The 14,664-nt window shown below is 71.6% G+C and carries 13 protein-coding genes; 1 reads left to right on the forward strand and 12 read right to left on the reverse strand.

The annotated features are described in order from the left end of the window. Nucleotides 1-101 precede the first annotated feature (101 nt). The 8 genes from pyrF to pyrR all read right to left on the reverse strand — a co-directional run bounded on the left by pyrF (nucleotide 102) and on the right by pyrR (nucleotide 10,104). Complete coding sequence (gene pyrF / locus ACVV2G_RS13575; protein ID WP_453842932.1) at nucleotides 102-947, reverse strand: orotidine-5'-phosphate decarboxylase; 846 nt, start codon at nucleotides 945-947, stop codon at nucleotides 102-104. Then, nucleotides 944-2,050 carry a quinone-dependent dihydroorotate dehydrogenase gene (locus ACVV2G_RS13580; RefSeq protein WP_453842933.1) on the reverse strand — a complete coding sequence of 369 codons (1,107 nt, stop codon included), beginning with the start codon at nucleotides 2,048-2,050 and terminating at the stop codon, nucleotides 944-946. The genes pyrF and ACVV2G_RS13580 overlap by 4 nt, the downstream gene beginning before the upstream one ends. 55 nt (nucleotides 2,051-2,105) lie before the next feature. Continuing rightward, nucleotides 2,106-5,414 (reverse strand): carbamoyl-phosphate synthase large subunit, encoded by a 3,309-nt coding sequence (carB, locus tag ACVV2G_RS13585; protein ID WP_453842934.1) that lies wholly within the window; start codon nucleotides 5,412-5,414, stop codon nucleotides 2,106-2,108. Then, nucleotides 5,407-6,549 carry a glutamine-hydrolyzing carbamoyl-phosphate synthase small subunit gene (carA, locus tag ACVV2G_RS13590; RefSeq protein ID WP_453842935.1) on the reverse strand — a complete coding sequence of 381 codons (1,143 nt, stop codon included), beginning with the start codon at nucleotides 6,547-6,549 and terminating at the stop codon, nucleotides 5,407-5,409. The genes carB and carA overlap by 8 nt, the downstream gene beginning before the upstream one ends. Further along, nucleotides 6,546-7,112: a PH-like domain-containing protein gene (locus ACVV2G_RS13595; protein WP_453842936.1), complete on the reverse strand. Its 567-nt coding sequence runs from the start codon at nucleotides 7,110-7,112 to the stop codon at nucleotides 6,546-6,548. The genes carA and ACVV2G_RS13595 overlap by 4 nt, the downstream gene beginning before the upstream one ends. Continuing rightward, the gene (locus tag ACVV2G_RS13600) at nucleotides 7,109-8,395 is read right to left on the reverse strand and encodes a dihydroorotase (protein ID WP_453842937.1); all 1,287 of its coding nucleotides are present in this window, start codon (nucleotides 8,393-8,395) and stop codon (nucleotides 7,109-7,111) included. Before ACVV2G_RS13600 ends, ACVV2G_RS13595 begins: the two co-directional genes overlap by 4 nt. 5 nt (nucleotides 8,396-8,400) lie before the next feature. Beyond that, nucleotides 8,401-9,381 (reverse strand): aspartate carbamoyltransferase catalytic subunit, encoded by a 981-nt coding sequence (locus ACVV2G_RS13605; protein WP_453842938.1) that lies wholly within the window; start codon nucleotides 9,379-9,381, stop codon nucleotides 8,401-8,403. Between the two features lie 114 nt (nucleotides 9,382-9,495). After that, on the reverse strand, nucleotides 9,496-10,104 hold the full coding sequence (gene pyrR, locus ACVV2G_RS13610; protein WP_453842939.1) for a bifunctional pyr operon transcriptional regulator/uracil phosphoribosyltransferase PyrR: 609 nt from the start codon (nucleotides 10,102-10,104) through the stop codon (nucleotides 9,496-9,498). A 298-nt stretch (nucleotides 10,105-10,402) separates the two neighbouring features. On the opposite strand from pyrR, the gene bldD reads away from it, so the two are divergent. Continuing rightward, entirely contained in the window at nucleotides 10,403-10,906 is a 504-nt protein-coding gene (bldD, locus tag ACVV2G_RS13615; protein ID WP_007447547.1) for a transcriptional regulator BldD, read from the forward strand. A 245-nt stretch (nucleotides 10,907-11,151) separates the two neighbouring features. Here the strand turns inward: bldD and nusB are convergent, their stop codons facing one another. From nusB to ACVV2G_RS13635, 4 genes are all read right to left on the reverse strand, one after another. Further along, entirely contained in the window at nucleotides 11,152-11,589 is a 438-nt protein-coding gene (nusB, locus tag ACVV2G_RS13620; protein ID WP_453842940.1) for a transcription antitermination factor NusB, read from the reverse strand. Nucleotides 11,590-11,591: 2 nt separating this feature from the next. Continuing rightward, entirely contained in the window at nucleotides 11,592-12,158 is a 567-nt protein-coding gene (gene efp, locus ACVV2G_RS13625; RefSeq protein ID WP_095933031.1) for an elongation factor P, read from the reverse strand. A 67-nt stretch (nucleotides 12,159-12,225) separates the two neighbouring features. Then, nucleotides 12,226-13,332 carry an aminopeptidase P family protein gene (locus ACVV2G_RS13630; protein WP_453842941.1) on the reverse strand — a complete coding sequence of 369 codons (1,107 nt, stop codon included), beginning with the start codon at nucleotides 13,330-13,332 and terminating at the stop codon, nucleotides 12,226-12,228. A 314-nt stretch (nucleotides 13,333-13,646) separates the two neighbouring features. Beyond that, nucleotides 13,647-14,561 (reverse strand): Pro-rich N-terminal domain-containing protein, encoded by a 915-nt coding sequence (locus ACVV2G_RS13635; RefSeq protein ID WP_453842942.1) that lies wholly within the window; start codon nucleotides 14,559-14,561, stop codon nucleotides 13,647-13,649. Nucleotides 14,562-14,664: the final 103 nt, after the last annotated feature.

Below are 14,664 nucleotides of genomic sequence, written 5' to 3' on the forward strand. Positions count from 1 at the left end.
AGTCCTCCAGAGTCAGCGAGAACAGCGGAAAAGTCCTGGTCAGCCTCTGCCAGGCCGGACATTCAGGACAAAACGCATCGGATTCGCGGATGTATCCGGACTCAGGCCGCCGTGACCGCGGTCCGGATCTCCTCAGCGAAACGGTCCGCGGCCGTGCGCAACGCGGTCACATCGGGTCCGTGACGCAGAACACCCCGGCTGACGTTGGGAACGACGTTGCGCACCGCGCGGCCGAAGACCCGCGGCAGATCCGCGGGGGTGGCTCCCTGGGCACCGATGCCGGGAGCCAGGAGCGGGCCGTTGATGTCCAGGTCGTACGACGACAGGTCGCCCAGGGTGGCGCCGACCACCGCGCCGAAGGAGCCGAGGGGCGCCTCCCCCGCGTTCTCGGCGGCCAGGTGCGCCAGCATCGTCGCGCCGACACCGCGCCCGTCGGACCGCACCGCGTGCTGGACCTCGCCGCCCTCCGGGTTGGAGGTCAGCGCCAGCACGAACAGGCCCGAGCCGCTCTCGCGCGCCGTGTCCACGGCCGGCCCCAGGGAGCCGTAGCCGAGGTACGGCGAGACGGTGAGCGCGTCGGAGAACAGCGGGGCGTCCGCGCGCAGGAACGACTCGGCGTAGGCGGCCATGGTCGAGCCGATGTCGCCGCGCTTGGCGTCCATGACGACCAGCGCGCCGGCCGCCCGGGCCTGCGCCACCGTCTTCTCCAGGACGGCGACGCCGCGCGAACCGAAGCGTTCGAAGAAGGCGCTCTGCGGCTTGAGGACGGCCACCCGGTCGGCCACCGCCTCCACGACGGTGCGGCTGAAGCGCTCCAGACCGGCCACGTCGTCCGTCAGGCCCCACTCGGCGAGCAGGGAGGCGTGCGGGTCGATGCCGACGCACAGCGGGCCGCGTTCGTCCATCGCGTGACGCAGCCGGGCTCCGAAGGGCTCGAGTACCGTCATGCGTTCTTCCTCACGTCGGCGCCGACCGCGTCGGCGAGGGTGGCGTACGGGCTCTGCCGCAGCCGTGCGGCGAGCCCCTTGTGGACGGAGCGGCTCCAGAAGGGCCCCTCGTAGACGAGGGCGCTGTAGCCCTGGACCAGCGTGGCGCCGGCCAGGATGCGCTGCCAGGCGTCCTCGGCGGTCTCGATGCCGCCGACGCCCACCAGGGTGATCCGGTCGCCCACGCGCGCGTAGAGGCGGCGCAGCACCTGAAGGGACCGCGCCTTGAGGGGGGCTCCGGACAGTCCGCCGGTCTCCTGGACGAGGGCGGGCGAGGAGGTGAGGCCGAGCCCCTCGCGGGCGATGGTGGTGTTGGTGGCGATGATGCCGTCCAGCCGCAGTTCCACGGCCAGGTCGGCGACCGCGTCGACGTCCTCGTCGGCGAGGTCGGGCGCGATCTTGACCAGGAGGGGCACGCGCCGTGCGGTGACGGCGCGGTCGGCGGCCTCGCGGACGGCGCTCAGCAACGGACGCAGGTGGTCCACCGCCTGGAGGTTGCGCAGGCCCGGCGTGTTCGGCGACGACACGTTCACGACCAGGTAGTCGGCGTACGGCGCCAGCCGCTCGGCCGACTTCACGTAGTCGCCGGCGGCCTCCTCCTCCGGCACGGCCTTGGTCTTGCCGATATTGACCCCGACGACCGTCCTGAGGACCGGCGTGCGGGAGGCCAGCCGGGCGGCCACGGCCAGCGAGCCGTCGTTGTTGAAGCCCATGCGGTTGATCAGGGCGCGGTCCCGGACCAGGCGGAACAGCCGCTTCCTGGGGTTGCCCGGCTGGGGCTCCCCCGTGACCGTGCCGATCTCGACGTGGTCGAAGCCGAGCATCGCCATGCCGTCGACGGCGACCGCGTTCTTGTCGAAGCCGGCGGCCAGCCCGAAGGGGCCGTGCATCCGCAGGCCGAGGGCCTCGGTGCGCAGTTCCTCGTACCGGGGTGCGAGGACGGCGGCGACGAAGGTGCGCAGGACGGGCACGCGGGCGGTGAGGCGGATCCACCGGAAGGCGAGGTGGTGGGCGGTCTCCGGGTCCATCCGTGTGAAGACCAGGCGGAAGAAGAGTTCGTACATCTCTCAGTGTCCTCATGAAGAGGGGGACACCGTTTCCGGTGCCCCCCTCGGGGTGCTAGTCGCGGGCCGCGGTCAGGAACTCGGCGTGTTCCTGGAGTGAGCGCACCCCCACGTCGCCGTGGGTGAGGGCGTCGATGCCCTGGACGGCCGCGGCGAGCGCCTGGACCGTCGTCAGGCACGGAACGGAGCGTGCCACCGCCGCCGTACGGATGTCGTAGCCGTCCAGGCGGCCGCCGGTGCCGTACGGGGTGTTGACGATGAGGTCGACCTCGCCGTCGTGGATCAGCTGGACGATGGTCTTCTCGCCGTTCGGGCCGGTGCCCTCGGACTGCTTGCGCACGACCGTGGCGTTGATGCCGTTGCGGCGCAGGACCTCGGCGGTGCCGGAGGTGGCCATCAGCTCGAAGCCGTGGGCGACCAGCTCGCGGGCCGGGAAGATCATCGAGCGCTTGTCACGGTTGGCGACCGAGATGAAGGCGCGTCCCTTGGTGGGCAGCGGGCCGTAGGCGCCCGCCTGCGACTTGGCGTAGGCCGTGCCGAAGACGGAGTCGATGCCCATGACCTCGCCGGTGGAGCGCATCTCGGGGCCGAGCACCGTGTCGACGCCGCGGCCGTGGATGTCCCGGAAGCGGGACCACGGCATCACGGCCTCCTTGACGGAGATCGGCGCGTCCAGCGGCAGCTCGCCGCCGTCGCCGGTGGCCGGGAGCAGGCCCTCGGCGCGCAGCTCGGCGATGGTCGCGCCGAGCGAGATGCGGGCGGCGGCCTTGGCCAGCGGCACCGCGGTCGCCTTCGAGGTGAAGGGCACCGTGCGCGAGGCGCGCGGGTTGGCCTCCAGGACGTAGAGGATGTCGCCGGCCAGCGCGAACTGGATGTTGATCAGGCCGCGCACGCCGACGCCCTTGGCGATGCCCTCGGTGGAGGCACGCAGCCGCTTGATGTCGAAGCCGCCGAGCGTGATCGGGGGCAGGGCGCACGCCGAGTCGCCGGAGTGGATGCCGGCCTCCTCGATGTGCTCCATGACGCCGCCGAGGTACAGCTCCTCACCGTCGTACAGGGCGTCGACGTCGATCTCGATCGCGTCGTCCAGGAACCGGTCGACCAGGACCGGGCGGGACGGGCCGATCTCCGTCGACTCGGCGATGTACGCCTCCAGGCGGGTCTCGTCGTAGACGATCTCCATGCCGCGTCCGCCGAGGACGTAGGAGGGCCGGACGAGGACCGGGTAGCCGATCTCGTCGGCGATCGCCTTGGCCTCGGTGAAGGTGGTGGCGGTGCCGTGCTTGGGGGCGGGCAGGCCCGCCTCCTGCAGGACCCGGCCGAAGGCGCCGCGGTCCTCGGCGGCGTGGATGGCCTCGGGCGAGGTGCCGACGACCGGCACGCCGTTGTCCTTGAGGGCCTGGGAGAGGCCCAGCGGGGTCTGGCCGCCGAGCTGGACGACGACGCCCGCGATCGGTCCGGCCTGCTGCTCCGCGTGGACGATCTCCAGGACGTCCTCCAGCGTGAGCGGCTCGAAGTACAGCCGGTCGGAGGTGTCGTAGTCGGTGGAGACGGTCTCCGGGTTGCAGTTGACCATCACGGTCTCGTACCCGGCGTCGCCGAGCGCGAAGGAGGCGTGGACGCAGGAGTAGTCGAACTCGATGCCCTGCCCGATGCGGTTCGGGCCGGAGCCCAGGATGATCACCGCGGGCTTCTCGCGCGGCGCGACCTCGGTCTCCTCGTCGTAGGAGGAGTAGAAGTACGGCGTCCGCGCGGCGAACTCGGCGGCGCAGGTGTCGACCGTCTTGTAGACCGGGCGGACGCCGAGCGCGTGCCTCACCTCGCGGACGACGTCCTCGCGCAGGCCGCGGATCTCGCCGATCTGCTGGTCGGAGAAGCCGTGCCGCTTGGCCTCGGCGAGCAGGCCGGCGGTCAGCTCGGGTGCCTCGGCCAGCTCGTCGGCGATCTCCTTGATCAGGAAGAGCTGGTCGACGAACCAGGGGTCGATCCTGGTGTACTCGAAGACCTCCTCGGGCGTGGCGCCCGCGCGGATGGCCTGCATGACGACGTTGATCCGGCCGTCGGTCGGCCGGACGGCCTCCTCCAGGAGGGCGGCCCTGTCGCCGGGCTCGCCGACGAAGGTGAACTGGCTGCCCTTCTTCTCCAGCGAGCGCAGCGCCTTCTGGAAGGCCTCGGTGAAGTTGCGGCCGATGGCCATGGCCTCGCCGACCGACTTCATGGTGGTCGTGAGGGTGGAGTCGGCCGACGGGAACTTCTCGAAGGCGAATCGCGGAGCCTTGACTACCACGTAGTCGAGCGTCGGCTCGAAGGAGGCCGGGGTCTCCTGCGTGATGTCGTTCGGGATCTCGTCCAGCGTGTAGCCGACGGCGAGCTTGGCCGCGATCTTCGCGATCGGGAAGCCGGTCGCCTTGGAGGCCAGCGCCGAGGAGCGCGACACGCGCGGGTTCATCTCGATGACGATGACACGGCCGTCGGCCGGGTTCACCGCGAACTGGATGTTGCAGCCACCGGTGTCGACGCCGACCTCGCGGATGATCGCGATGCCGACGTCGCGCAGCACCTGGTACTCGCGGTCGGTCAGCGTCATCGCGGGTGCGACGGTGATCGAGTCGCCGGTGTGGACGCCCATCGGGTCGAAGTTCTCGATGGAGCAGACGACCACGACGTTGTCGTGCTTGTCGCGCATCAGCTCCAGCTCGTACTCCTTCCAGCCGAGGATGGACTCCTCCAGGAGCACCTCGGTGGTCGGCGAGAGGGTGAGGCCCTGCCCGGCGATGCGGCGCAGCTCCTCCTCGTCGTGCGCGAAGCCGGAGCCGGCGCCGCCCATGGTGAAGGAGGGCCGGACGACGACCGGGTAGCCGCCGAGTTCCTCGACGCCCCTGAGGACGTCGTCCATGGAGTGGCAGATGTAGGAGCGGGCCGACTCGCCGTGCCCGATCTTCCTGCGGACCTCTTCGACGACCTCCTTGAACAGGTCGCGGTCCTCGCCCTTGTTGATGGCCTCCACGTTGGCGCCGATCAGCTCGACGCCGTACTTCTCCAGGACGCCGTTGCCGTGCAGCGAGATGGCGGTGTTGAGCGCCGTCTGGCCGCCCAGCGTGGGCAGCAGCGCGTCGGGCCGCTCCTTGGCGATGATCTTCTCGACGAACTCGGGGGTGATCGGCTCGACGTAGGTGGCGTCGGCGATCTCCGGGTCGGTCATGATCGTCGCCGGGTTGGAGTTCACCAGGACGACGCGCAGGCCCTCGGCCTTCAGCACGCGGCACGCCTGGGTGCCGGAGTAGTCGAACTCGGCGGCCTGGCCGATGACGATCGGGCCGGAGCCGATGACCAGGACGGACTGGATATCGGTGCGCTTAGGCACGCTGGCCCTCCATCAGGGAAACGAAGCGGTCGAACAGGTAGGCGGCGTCGTGCGGGCCGGCTGCCGCTTCGGGGTGGTACTGGACGCTGAAGGCCGGCTTGTCGAGGAGCTGGAGGCCCTCCACCACGTTGTCGTTGAGGCAGACGTGGGAGACCTCGGCGCGGCCGTAGGGGGTGTCGGAGACCTTGTCGAGCGGGGCGTCGACGGCGAAGCCGTGGTTGTGCGCGGTGACCTCGACCTTTCCGGTCGTGCGGTCCTGCACCGGCTGGTTGATGCCGCGGTGGCCGTACTTCAGCTTGAAGGTGCCGAAGCCCAGGGCGCGGCCCAGGATCTGGTTGCCGAAGCAGATGCCGAAGAGCGGGGTGCCGCGCTCCAGGACGCCCTGCATGACGGAGACCGGGTGGTCGGCGGTGGCCGGGTCGCCGGGGCCGTTCGAGAAGAACACGCCGTCGGGCCGGACCGCGTAGACGTCCTCGACGCTCGCGGTCGCCGGCAGGACGTGCACCTCTATGCCGCGCTCGGCCATGCGGTGCGGGGTCATGCCCTTGATGCCGAGGTCGACGGCGGCGACGGTGAACTTCTTCTCGCCGATGGCCGGGACCACGTAGGCCTCGGTGGTGGCGACCTCGGCGGAGAGGTCGGCGCCGGTCATCTGGGGGGCCTCCTGGACGCGGGCCAGCAGCGCGGCGTCGTCCTGGATGGCGTCACCGCTGAAGATCCCGACGCGCATGGCGCCCCGCTCGCGCAGGTGCCGGGTGAGGGCGCGGGTGTCGATGCCGGAGATGCCGACGACGCCCTGGGCGGCCAGTTCGTCGTCCAGGGTGCGCGTCGAGCGCCAGTTGGAGGGCACGCGCGCGGGGTCGCGCACGACGTAGCCGGAGACCCAGATCTTCCTGGACTCCATGTCCTCGTCGTTGATGCCGGTGTTGCCCACGTGCGGGGCGGTCATCACGACCACCTGGCGGTGGTACGACGGGTCGGTGAGGGTCTCCTGGTATCCGGTCATGCCGGTGGAGAACACGGCTTCGCCGAACGTGGCCCCCACGGCCCCGTAGGCACGGCCGCGGAAGGTCCGGCCGTCCTCCAGGACGAGTACGGCGGGAGCCTTGCCGGCTCCCCTGGTGGAGGTCGTCATCGTGCGCCTTCCGGTTTCGTCTTGTTGATCATGTCGTTCAGTGTTTCGACCCACTCGGTGTGCTCCGCCGCCCGGTCGGAGCGGAAACCGGAGTCGAGCAGCTTGTCGCCGTGGGCCCAGGTGACGACGAGCAGGCCGCCCTCGGTGAGCACCTTGCCGGCGATGCCCTTGTCGAGGCGGGCCTCACGCAGCGCGGCGAGGGGGATGAAGAAGTCGTTCGCGCCGGGGCGTACGACGTCCAGTCCCGCGCCCGTCAGGGTGAGCTCGACCCGGCTGCGGGTGCCCAGGCCGTGCGCCACGATGCGGTCCAGCCACTGACCGGCGGTGGTCGAGCCGTGGTAGCGGCCGCTCATCGTCAGTCTCACCGGGCCTGGGTCGTCCGGCGCGCCGGGCAGCTCCGGCAGGTCGCCCTGCAGGGTGCTGCGCCACTTCCAGCCCTCGCGCATCAGCCAGTAGAGGAGCGCGACGAACAGGCCGAGGCCGACGACCCACCCGATGCGGGCGGCCCAGTCGGTCACTTCCGCCGATTCCCTCTCGGCGGCCAGCAGGATTACAGGTGTCACGTGAGCTTCCCGTCGACGAGCGTGGCCTTGCCCCGCAGCCACGTGTGCGTCACACGGCCCGGCAGCTCACGCCCCTCGTACGGGGTGTTGCGGCTGCGCGAGGCGAAGCCTGCGGGGTCCACCCTGCCACGGTATGCCTCCTCGACGAGGGTGAGGTTGGCGGGCTCACCAGCCGAGACGGGGCGGCCGTGCCCGGTGGCCCGTCCGATCCGCGCGGGCGTGAAGGACATGCGGTCGGCGACGCCGGCCCAGTCCAGCAGGCCCGTGTCCACCATGGTCTCCTGGACCACCGACAGCGCGGTCTCCAGGCCGACCATGCCCATGGCGGCGGCCGCCCACTCGCAGTCCTTGTCCTCGTGCGGGTGCGGGGCGTGGTCGGTGGCCACGATGTCGATCGTGCCGTCGGCGAGCGCCTCGCGCAGGGCCATGACGTCGCGCTCGGTGCGCAGCGGCGGGTTGACCTTGTAGACCGGGTCGTACGACCGGACCAGCTCGTCGGTGAGCAGCAGGTGGTGCGGGGTGACCTCGGCGGTGACGTCGATGCCCCGGGACTTGGCCCAGCGGACGATCTCGACGCTGCCCGCCGTCGACAGGTGGCAGATGTGGACGCGGGAGCCGACGTGCTCGGCGAGGAGCACGTCCCGCGCGATGATCGACTCCTCGGCGACGGCCGGCCAGCCGCCGAGGCCCAGCTCGGCGGAGACGACGCCCTCGTTCATCTGGGCGCCCTCGGTGAGGCGCGGCTCCTGGGCGTGCTGGGCGACGACCCCGTTGAAGGCCTTCACGTACTCCAGGGCGCGGCGCATGATCACGGCGTCGTGGACGCACTTGCCGTCGTCGGAGAAGACGGTGACGCCGGCCGCGGACTCGTGCATGGCGCCCAGCTCGGCGAGCTTGCTGCCCTCCAGGCCGACGGTGACGGCGCCGATGGGCTGCACGTCGCAGTAGCCGGACTCCTCGCCGAGCCGCCAGACCTGCTCGACGACGCCGGCGGTGTCGGCGACCGGGAAGGTGTTGGCCATGGCGAAGACGCTGGTGTAGCCGCCGCTCGCCGCCGCGCGGGTGCCGGTCAGGACGGTCTCGGAGTCCTCGCGGCCGGGCTCGCGCAGGTGGGTGTGCAGGTCGACCAGGCCGGGCAGCAGCACCTTGCCGCCGGCCTCGACGACCTCGGCGCCCTCGGCGGACAGGCCGGTGCCGACCTCGGCGACGGTCGCGCCGTCGATCAGCACGTCCTGCGGCCGGCCACCGAGCACCTTCGCACCGCGGATCAGGGTCTTGCTCATCTGTCTTACTTCTCCTCGGTGGGGCGGGCGTGGGAGACGGCGGGTTCGTTGCCGCCGAGCAGCAGGTAGAGGACGGCCATCCGGATGGAGACGCCGTTGGTGACCTGCTCGACGACGGTGCAGCGGTCGGAGTCGGCGACCTCGGCGGTGATCTCCATGCCGCGGACCATCGGGCCGGGGTGCATGACGATGGCGTGCTCGGGCATCTTCGCCATGCGGTCGCCGTCGAGGCCGTAGCGGCGGGAGTACTCGCGCTCGGTCGGGAAGAACGCGGCGTTCATCCGCTCGCGCTGCACGCGCAGCAGCATCACCGCGTCGGACCCGGGGAGCGTGGAGTCCAGGTCGTAGGAGACCTCGCAGGGCCAGGTCCCGACGCCGACCGGCAGCAGGGTGGGCGGGGCGACCAGGGTGACCTCGGCGCCGAGGGTGTGCAGCAGGTCGACGTTGGAGCGGGCGACGCGGCTGTGCAGGACGTCACCGACCAGGGTGATCCGCCGGCCGTCGAGGCCCTTGCCGAGCCCGGCGTCGCGGCCGACCAGGCGGCGGCGCATGGTGAAGGCGTCCAGCAGGGCCTGGGTGGGGTGCTGGTGGGTGCCGTCGCCGGCGTTGATGACGTGGGCGTCGATCCAGCCGGAGGTGGCCAGGCGGTACGGGGCGCCGGAGGCGCCGTGCCGGATGACGACGGCGTCGACGCCCATGGCCTCCAGGGTCTGGGCGGTGTCCTTGAGGGATTCGCCCTTGGAGACGCTGGAGCCCTTGGCGGTGAAGTTGATGACGTCCGCGGACAGGCGCTTCTCGGCGGCTTCGAAGGAGATCCGGGTCCGGGTGGAGTCCTCGAAGAAGAGGTTGACGACGGTACGGCCGCGCAGGGTCGGCAGTTTCTTGATCGGCCGGTCGGCGACCCGGGCCATCTCCTCGGCGGTGTCGAGGATCAGGACGGCGTCGTCGCGGGTGAGGTCGGCGGCCGAGATGAGATGACGCTGCATCTGTCAGGCTCCGTAGGGCGATTCATGCGGAAGAGCGGGATAATTCGGGCGGCCGGGCACGCGTGCGGGCGCACCGAGCGGGCGTACGGCGCGGCTGGGCGCGTGCGCGAAGGGTTACGGGTGGGCGCCCGGGGCGGCCGGCTTGGCACCGAGCAGCACGGTGTCGCGACCGTCCTCCTCGGCGAGCTGGACCTTGACCGTCTCCCGCAGCGACGTCGGGAGGTTCTTGCCGACGTAGTCGGCGCGGATGGGCAGTTCGCGGTGGCCCCGGTCGACGAGGACCGCGAGCTGCACCGCGCGCGGACGGCCGATGTCGCCCAGCGCGTCGAGGGCGGCGCGGATGGTGCGGCCGGAGAAGAGCACGTCGTCGACGAGGACGACCAGGCGGCCGTCGATGCCGTCACCGGGGATCTCGGTGCGGGCCAGCGCGCGCGGCGGGTGCATGCGCAGGTCGTCGCGGTACATCGTGATGTCGAGCGAGCCGACCGGCATCGTGCGCTCGGTGATCTGCTCGAGCTTGTCGGCGAGCCGCCGGGCGAGGAAGACGCCCCGGGTCGGGATGCCGAGGAGCACCACGTCGTCGGCGCCCTTGGCGCGTTCGACGATCTCGTGGGCGATGCGGGTCAGGACCCGTGCGATGTCGGGCCCTTCGAGAACGGGCCGCGCGTCCGACCGTGCGTCGGCCTGCGTGTCCTGCTCGTCACGCCTGTCGTGCTTGTCCATACGAAACGGACCTCCTTCTCCGCCTCACGGGACGGACCTTAAAGGACGTCGGGATGTGCGTCACCCACGGTATCAGGCTCACAGAGGGGCCCCGATGACCCCCGGGACACTCCCCCGTCACCCTTCCACCGCCTCCACGTCACCCGCTTGGAGCAATGGGCGGCGGATATCACGGAAGCATCGGTGCGGACCATCCGGCTTGACGGGGGAGAGTAACGCTGCGTAACCTCACAGTGAGTCACCAGCCGCGCGGCGGGCAACACAGCAGACCGCGTCGACACCTTGTCCGGGGAGCCATATGTCCAGCGAATACGCCAAACAGCTCGGGGCCAAGCTCCGGGCCATCCGCACCCAGCAGGGCCTTTCCCTCCATGGTGTCGAGGAGAAGTCCCAGGGCCGCTGGAAGGCCGTCGTGGTCGGTTCGTACGAGCGCGGCGACCGTGCCGTGACCGTGCAGCGCCTCGCCGAGCTGGCGGACTTCTACGGCGTTCCCGTGCAGGAGCTGCTGCCGGGCACCACCCCGGGCGGTGCCGCCGAGCCGCCGCCGAAGCTGGTCCTGGACCTGGAGCGGCTGGCCACGGTGCCGGCCGAGAAGGCGGGCCCCCTGCAGCGCTACGCGGCCACGATCCAGTCGCAGCGCGGCGACTACAACGGCAAGGTGCTCTCGATCCGCCAGGACGACCTGCGCACGCTCGCCGTCATCTACGACCAGTCGCCCTCGGTCCTGACCGAGCAGTTGATCAGCTGGGGTGTTCTGGACGCGGACGCGCGTCGCGCGGTGGCGTCCCACGAGGAGCTCTGAGCCGCGGCCGGCTCAGCAGAAACGTGCCGCCAGGGGGGGGGGGGGACCCTGGGTTCCATCCCCCCCACCGACTCTTTTTTCCGAGAGGAAAGTAGTTACGGGGGTTGCGGCACCCTTGGTTCCTGGCCCACCCCGGCGGCTTCTTCGTGCCTGCGGCGGGCCGGCGAGACGGGCGGGAACGCCGGAGGGCCCACAGCGGTGTGCTGTGGGCCCTCCGGCATGGTGGGTCTCTCCCGGGGCGCTGCTCAGCTCTCGTCGTCGCGGCGCAGCGAGGGCTTGAGGTCCTTCAGCCGGCCGAGCAGGCCGTTGACGAACGCGGGCGACTCGTCCGTGGAGAACTCCTTCGCCAGCTGCACCATCTCGTCCAGGACGACGGCGTCCGGGGTCGCGTCGACCCAGATCAGCTCGTACGCCCCGAGACGCAGGATGTTGCGGTCGACGACCGGCATGCGGTCCAGCGTCCAGCCGACCGAGTACTGGGCGATGAGCTCGTCGATGCGCCGGGCACGCTCGGCGTAGCCCTCGACCAGCTCCATCGTGTACTCGCTCACCGGCGGCTGCCGGGTGTCGGACCGGGAGTGCCGGACCCAGTCGGCGAGGACCGTCAGGACGTCGGCGCCGCGCTGATCGCCCTCGAAGAGGATCTGGAAGGCGCGCTTGCGGGCCGTGTTGCGGGCAGCCACGGTTAGCTGTTCACCCGGCCGAGGTAGTCGCTCGTGCGGGTGTCGACCTTGATCTTCTCACCGGTGGTGATGAAGAGCGGGACGTTGATCTGGTGACCGGTCTCCAGGGTGGCGGGCTTGGTGCCGCCGGTGGAGCGGTCGCCCTGGACGCCCGGCTCGGTCTCCTGGATGACCAGCTCGACGGCGGCCGGCAGCTCGACGAAGAGCACCTCGCCCTCGTGCTGGGCGACGGTGGCGGTGAAGCCCTCGATCAGGAAGTTGGCGGCGTCGCCGACGGCCTTGCGGTCGACGTGCAGCTGGTCGTAGGTCTCCATGTCCATGAAGACGAAGTACTCGCCGTCCATGTACGAGAACTGCATGTCACGCTTGTCGACAGTGGCCGTCTCGACCTTGACGCCGGCGTTGAAGGTCTTGTCGACGACCTTGCCGGAAAGCACGTTCTTGAGCTTGGTGCGCACGAAGGCCGGGCCCTTGCCGGGCTTGACGTGCTGGAACTCGACGACGGACCAGAGCTGGCCGCCTTCGAGCTTGAGCACCATGCCGTTCTTGAGGTCGTTCGTGGAAGCCACGGTTGCGGAATCTCCTGGACTGGACTGACGTGGACGACCCCGGTGCAGGCATGCGCACAGCGCGAGGCTAGAGCGCGAGCAGCTCCTTGGTCGTGATGGTGAGTAGCTCGGGCCCGCCGTCCGCCTCGGGGCGCACGACGAGTGTGTCATCGATCCGGACCCCGCCCCGGCCCGGGAGGTGGACCCCCGGTTCGACGGTGACCGGCACACAAGCGTCCAGTTTACCCATGGCCGCGGGGGCCAACTGCGGGTCCTCGTCGATTTCGAGTCCGACCCCGTGACCGGTGAGGGCCGGGAGGTTCTCCGCGTACCCGGCCGAGTCCAGTGCCTGCCGGGCCGCGCGGTCCACATCCCGGCAGGCGGCGCCCGGTACGAGGGCCTCCCGGCCGGCCCGCTGGGCGGAGAAGACGAGGTCGTACAGCTCGATCTGCCAGTCGGCCGGCGAGGTGCCGATGACGAACGTACGGCCGATCTCGCAGCGGTAGCCGCGGTAGGTCGCGCCCAGGCAGACGGAGAGGAAGTCGCCCTCCTCCACCCGGCGGTCGGTGGGCCGGTGGCCGCGGCGCCCCGAGTTCGGGCCCGTGCCGACGGAGGTGGGGAACGCGGGACCGTCGGCGCCGTGATCGACCAGTCGGCGCTCCAGTTCCAGCGCGAGGTGCCGCTCGGTACGGCCCACCAGGATGGACTCCAGGAGTTCGCCGAGTGCCTGGTCGGCGATCTCGGCGCCGATGCGCAGGCAGGAGATCTCCTCCTCGTCCTTGACCACCCGCAGTTGCTCGACCGCCTGGCCGAGGTCGGTCAGGCGCAGCCGGGGGGCGACCGAGCGCATGGCACGGTGCCGGACCACGGTGAGGTGGTGGTCCTCCGTGGCGAGGGACTCCGCGCCCTGGGCCGCGGCGAGGCCGGCGGCCGCGACGGCCGGGTCGCCGCCGGGTCCGGGCAGCGCGCGTACCGGCAGCGACTCGTCGGGCCGGACTCCCGTCGACCGGTCGTCCGGCGGGCCGGAGCAGACCAGCAGGTCGTCGGTCCTGCCCAGCAGCAGCACGGCGCCCTGCGGGACGGCGCCCGCGAGATAGTGCACGTTGGCGGGTCGGGAGACGAGCGCCGCCGCGCTGCCGCCCGCGTTGCAGCGTTCTCGTAGGCGCGTCCGGCGGGCCGCGTACACCTCTGACATGAGCCGAGCGTAAGAGCTCCGCTCGGGGCGCGCCGCTCGGGAGAGGCCGAGTGGGCGGCGCGGCGAGCGTGCGGGGGCGCGGGGGCTCCGGGGTGCAGGGGGCCGGGGTGCAGGGCGGCCCGGGTGCAGGGGCGGCCGGGGGATGCGGCAATCGCGCGGGGTTGCGGGGGGGGGCGGCGAGCGTGGAGAGGTGCGGCACGTGGATGGGGGGTGTGGAGGGTGCCGCCGAAGGTGCGGTGACGCCCGGCCCGGATCCGCACCGGCCGACGGCAGGGGCCCTCACCTACCGCGCGCGGGCGCCCCGGTCCCCTTCGTCACCAGTTCGGCGGGCTCGCCATGGAGCGGGCGAGGACCTCGTCCAGGACCCGGGCCGTCTCCGGTACGTCGAGCTGGGAGTTGTCGATGATGGGGAGGCCGGAGCCGTACCAGCCGGCCATACGGCCGTGGATGCGGGCGACCTCCTCGTCGGTGAGCCGCCGGTTGCCGCTGCGCTCGGCGTTGCGTTCCAGGACGACGTCCAGGCCCGGCAGCAGGACGACCGGGAGCAGACCGGGGCCGACGTGCCGCTTCCAGCCGCCGAGGCCGACGACCGGGCGGTCCGGGAAGACCGCGTCGTCGAGGATGCAGGAGATGCCGTTGGCGAGGAAGTTGCGTGCGGAGAAGCCGCAGGTGCGGCGGGCGAGGCGGTACTGGGCCTCGGAGTGCTCGTTCCACCCCGTCTGCGGGTCGGCGAAGCCGGAGCGGACCCACTCGCGGACGTCGTCGAGGCTGATGTGCGCGGTGGGGACCCGGCGGTGGCCCGCCCAGTACTTGGCGACGCTGGTCTTGCCGGCCCCCGCGGGGCCGATCAGCAGCACCGCGAGGGTGGTCGTGGTGGGGTCCGGTGCGGAGGCCGCGGCGGGCGGCACGCTGGGCACGGCCACGGGGCCGCCGGGCGGCAGCGTGACGTGACCGGTGGTCTCCGGCGGCGGCACGGGGGCGGCCGGGTGCGGACCCGGGGCCTGCTGCCCGGCGGGGGCCTGCTGGGGAGCCGGGGCCTGGTGAGGAGCCGAGGCCTGGTGCGGGGCCACCGGGGGCGGGACCTGCACGGGGTACCCCGGCGCCGCGGGCGGCGGCACGGGGGCGGAACCCCCCGGACCCGGGCGATGTGCGGCCGGGGACCAGCCGACGGCCGGTCCGTGCCCCGGCTGATGGGGCGGCGGCAGCGGAGAACCCACTGCGTGCTGCATCCGGTGCCACTCCGTCTCGTACAGGCGATGGGCGCTGACGGCGGGAAGGGGCCGCCCGCTCTCCCCCACACCCTAGAGGGCGTGCAGGACGCCCGTCCGAACG

The sequence above is a fragment of the Streptomyces sp. JK94 genome (assembly GCF_053613315.1).